The sequence below is a fragment of the Paraburkholderia ribeironis genome (genome assembly GCF_900019265.1).
In the GTDB taxonomy this organism is placed as follows: Bacteria; Pseudomonadota; Gammaproteobacteria; order Burkholderiales; family Burkholderiaceae; genus Paraburkholderia; species Paraburkholderia ribeironis.
The window spans coordinates 1-3,352 of the sequence record NZ_CYGX02000160.1 but is presented as its reverse complement, the minus strand read 5'-3'; the positions used below and the strand labels follow the sequence as shown (position 1 = coordinate 3,352).

2 protein-coding genes and 3 pseudogenes are annotated in these 3,352 nt (G+C 56.2%); 2 read left to right on the top strand and 3 right to left on the bottom strand.

Translation table 11 applies throughout. The features are described 5' to 3' along the window. Positions 1-356 precede the first annotated feature (356 nt). Positions 357-449 (bottom strand): annotated as a pseudogene (locus BN2475_RS34930) (IS6 family transposase); the annotation flags it as partial. Between the two features lie 50 nt (positions 450-499). Between BN2475_RS34930 and BN2475_RS34925 the strand changes: the two are divergent. Further along, positions 500-643 (top strand): annotated as a pseudogene (locus tag BN2475_RS34925) (IS6 family transposase); the annotation flags it as partial. A 229-nt stretch (positions 644-872) separates the two neighbouring features. Here the strand turns inward: BN2475_RS34925 and BN2475_RS32695 are convergent. Continuing rightward, entirely contained in the window at positions 873-1,214 is a 342-nt protein-coding gene (locus BN2475_RS32695; protein ID WP_094783465.1) for a hypothetical protein, read from the bottom strand. A gap of 225 nt (positions 1,215-1,439) precedes the next feature. On the opposite strand from BN2475_RS32695, the pseudogene BN2475_RS32690 reads away from it, so the two are divergent. Continuing rightward, positions 1,440-2,160: pseudogene (locus BN2475_RS32690) on the top strand (IS6 family transposase). A 430-nt stretch (positions 2,161-2,590) separates the two neighbouring features. Here BN2475_RS32690 and BN2475_RS32685 read toward each other — a convergent pair. Then, positions 2,591-3,289: an IS6 family transposase gene (locus BN2475_RS32685; RefSeq protein WP_094783464.1), complete on the bottom strand. Its 699-nt coding sequence runs from the start codon at positions 3,287-3,289 to the stop codon at positions 2,591-2,593. Between the last annotated feature and the right edge of the window lie 63 nt (positions 3,290-3,352).

Sequence of the window (3,352 nt, the reverse complement as noted above, 5' to 3'; positions counted from 1 at the left end):
CATCAACCTGACAGAGCCCTGCAAAGTGGCTTGACAAACACTTCCCCTTCATAGAAGAAGGCGGTGAGACTTCAATGTCTCACGTGCGCAACACGACTCAGACACGTGTGAGACAGTTTCGTCCCACAATGCGACCTACGTGAGGTTCAAGAGCGCAGCAAACGTACTGATCCCGTGAAAAGCCCGGAAACAAAAAAGCCTTGACTATCTTCTCCTCATAGAAGGCAACTGCCGGTCGTACAGCAGGCCGCAGCGCCACAATCGTTTCCGATCGCCGCGTGCGACAAGACCAGGACGAGCTTTACCGTCAACTACCTGCCGCTTGACGCGCGGCTGACGGCGACACGTGTCGCACCGTCCAACGGATAATGCAGTCGCTTCATCACTTTGCCAATACCGGCGGGCAGCTCCCTCCGCGGCTTCTTCGCCTTTACCATCATGCGGGCCATACGTTTCAATTCGAACGATTCTACTCGACCTCGCTAATGCGACAGAACCCCCAATGATGGGATTCAAGAATTTTCGTTGTGCGCGCATCATTCTGGGTGGAATCGAGACCACGCATATGATTCGCAAAGCCCAGATGAACGATGGCGATAGGGCACTCTCTCCCATCCAGCAATTCTACTCGCTCTTTGCATAAGTAGTCCTCTATAATTAGGCGGCTCTCGCCGGTCAGCTTCCTTATTGCGACAGTACAAAGAGAGTGTCAGTTATCTGACACTCTCTCTCCGACGCATCTAAAGAGAACCGAATACCTATGTCCATACCAACCGTTTGTTTTCGTACGTGGTCGACTTCCAATGCGCGCCCTGACAGTCAGGAATGGATACGCCTCCATCTGACAGCCTCGCCTCTGCGACGTTGGGGCATCAATCTGAGGTTCTGATTCGTATCTCTTCCAGTGTCTCATTCAGAAGTTGCTGCGCTTCCTCGGCGGACTCCACGCCAAACATGACGGTCCCGAATGTGCCGTCGATGTGCATCATCAACACGTGTGCCTTGGCGGTCTCGCCTTTCTTGAAACGGGTCACGAGTTTCCGGTAACGCTTCAATGCTTCCCCTGAGGAAAACAGTGTTTCGTCCGGCTGCCAGTGGTCCACATGACCACCCCACCAACGGGTATCAGCTTGCTCAAATAGCGCCACCAGCAAGCGACGATTCAGTTTTGTTTGCTGTGCACTGGAAAATGCGTCGTCCAAAGAAAGTGTCATGTGTTTTCGGTCCCTGATCGGATGAAGCGGATGGACGTGCGTCCACAATTTCTCTACTCATGGTGGGCCGGGTTTAGCGGGTTAACCGCAAACATAGCATGCCAATAGCAGAAAGCTAGAACAAGAAACGAAATTTCATACATCAAACGCGAACGATTGTCGCGTGCCACGCAGGGCTGTTAGTGGCGCTGTCACGTTGACGAAGGGGCGGGGTAATACGTGTTGATGAAGCAGATGAAATCGCTCTATCACGGCCACCGGTTCCCGGCGGCGGTCATCAGCCACGCGGTTCGCTGGTATTTCCGGTGCCACCTGAGCCTGCGCGACATCGAGGAGCTGCTGTTCGAGCGTGGTGTGGTCGTGAGCTACGAGACCGTCCGCCGCTGGTGCGACATTCCCCATCGCGTCAAGGCGGTGCGGCGCAAGCCAGGCCGCACCTGGCATCTCGACGAGATGTTCATGTCGCTGCGCGGTGAACCCTATCTGCTGTGGCGAGCCGTCGATGAACATGGGGCCGAATCGGACATCCTGCTGCAGAAGCGGAGCGACAAGGCAGCCGCCAGACGCTTCTTCCAGCGCGTGCTGCGCGCCAGTCCAGTGCCGCGTAAGATGGTCACGGACCAGCTACGGAGCTACCCGGCAGCCAAGGCCGACATCCCCCGAACTGGCGAACGTCAAGCATGTGTTCGTCAAGGCTGCGGCCCGGGTGAACAACCGGGCAGAGAATAGTCATCAGCCTACGCGTGAACGTGAGCGGCGCATGCGCGGATTTCGTGACCCGAAGCGCACGCAGGCTTTTCGCTCCAGCTTCGGCCTGATCCGGCAGCACTTCGCGCTCAAGCGACACCTGCTACGGGCTTCACGCTATCGCAAACAACTCGCATCCCGATTCGCTGCGTGGCGCGAATTCACCGGCATCGCTCAAAATCCGTCGACTGTCTCCTGAGCGATAGAAGTCAAATCCCAGTTCATCCATGGCAGAGCTTTAGGGTTAAACGTGGCACGTGTGGATTCTCGTCATCGTGCTGGCCTGCGAAATGGAATAACGATGGCCTCGCTGTTGTCGACGTGAAATTCGAAGCGCTCGAAGAGAATAGCGCAGGTCGGCGTCGTCCGGTGCGGCAAAGATATTTGACACGCGCGTGGTATGGCGAGTGCACCTGCGCTGGCATCGCTGGACGGTAGGCGAGGCGAGGGACGGCGTCAAGGCGTGCCGAGCGCGGAGAATGGCGTCTGCTGTTGGGAAAGCAGCAGTCGTTCGTAGAAGTAAGCTGGAGTGACCGCTTGTGGCCGACGACCACGCGTGGCGATCGCCGCGGGGGTTCTGTCGCGATAAGGATGACAGGCCGAGCATGTTCCCATATATATAGGATTGCTTATGTCACCAGCGAGTAAAACTGAGCGGCTGCCGTCCGGTCATCGCCGTCGTTTTTCATCTGCCCCTTGCGAATCATATGCATCACCTCAATACCAGAGAGAATGATGCGCGCACACCGAAAATCCTTGAAGCCCATCATCGGTCTGAAGATCCGTTTGATCGCCCGATGATCCTGTTCGATGATGTTATTCAGATACTTGTTCTGGCGGATCCTGATCGGGGTTTCGCGCTCGGCGTTGATGGCGTCAAGTGCGGCCAGATTCGCGCCGCTTTTGTCGATAGTCACCGTCTCGGGTTCGCCATTCCGGGCGATCGATTTTTCGAAATATCGCCGCGCCGCAGTCTTATCCCGATGGGCCCGCAGCAGGAAGTCGATGGTGTTGCCAGCCTTGTCGACGGCGCGATACAGGTATTTCCATTGGCCATTGACCTTAATGTAGGTCTCATCGACGCGCCAACTCCTGCCGACGGGGCGTTTGCGGCTGCGAAACGTTTTTTCCAGCACCGGCAGCAGCTTGAGGGCCCAACGATGCACGGTTGAATGATCCACTGAGATGCCTCGCTCCGCCATCATTTCTTCCAGGTTTCGCAGACTGAGCGGATAGGCCACATACCAGCGCACGCAAGTCAGGATCACATCAAGCGGGTAATGCAGGCGTTTGAGCAAGCGGGCCACGGTCGGATTCAGCGTCTTCATCTAGCTTTCAGTCGTTCGTCTTGTTACGAACATCATAGCCGACTGCCTTATTGCAACAGAACC